This window comes from Alkalibacterium sp. m-11 (assembly GCF_054658155.1).
This window is the reverse complement of record NZ_BAAGIR010000356.1, coordinates 1-510: the sequence shown is the minus strand read 5'-3', so window position 1 is coordinate 510 and position 510 is coordinate 1. Positions and strand designations below refer to the sequence as shown.

At 40.8% G+C, this 510-nt stretch carries 1 protein-coding gene; it reads right to left on the bottom strand.

Annotation, left to right across the window (positions count from 1 at the left end):
- On the bottom strand, nucleotides 1–368 hold a 368-nt coding region (locus ACYQ2O_RS12795), incomplete at its 3' end, for an IS110 family transposase (protein ID WP_459771440.1).
- Nucleotides 369–510: the final 142 nt, after the last annotated feature.

Genomic DNA, 510 nt, shown 5'->3' with positions numbered 1-510 from the left:
AAAAACTCAGCAATGATTTGGGCGTCTAATTTATCATTCTTTTCTTCTGTCCAGACTTTAGAAAAACGATGAATAACCCGCGGGTTTTCTACAATGGTTTCAACGTTAATCAGTTTCAACTCTGGATCATTTGAGAAGAATAAGGACGGATGCATACTGTATTGACCAGTCGCTTCCATACCTACAAGTATTTTGTCAAAATCTAACTCCTCGTGAAAGCGAAGGATTTGGTCTTTAATCATTGTGGCGCCTGACTCACTATTCGCTACTGTCTCTTGCCAAAGAATCGTATTGGTATCATCTTCACGTAAGAGAAAACAAGCATCAAGCTTCGCTTTACTTACGTCTAAACCGACAAATAATTTCATGGAAGGGTTCCCCCTTTCGTTATAAATTTGGAAGGTAAGCTTGGTCACTCCGGGCTATCCCTGTAACACAATGCGTGCCTTAACCTCGCGCATAAGTATTTAACTCGTTTCTTGTGTAGCTGCCAAGACCGAAGGTTTCCTA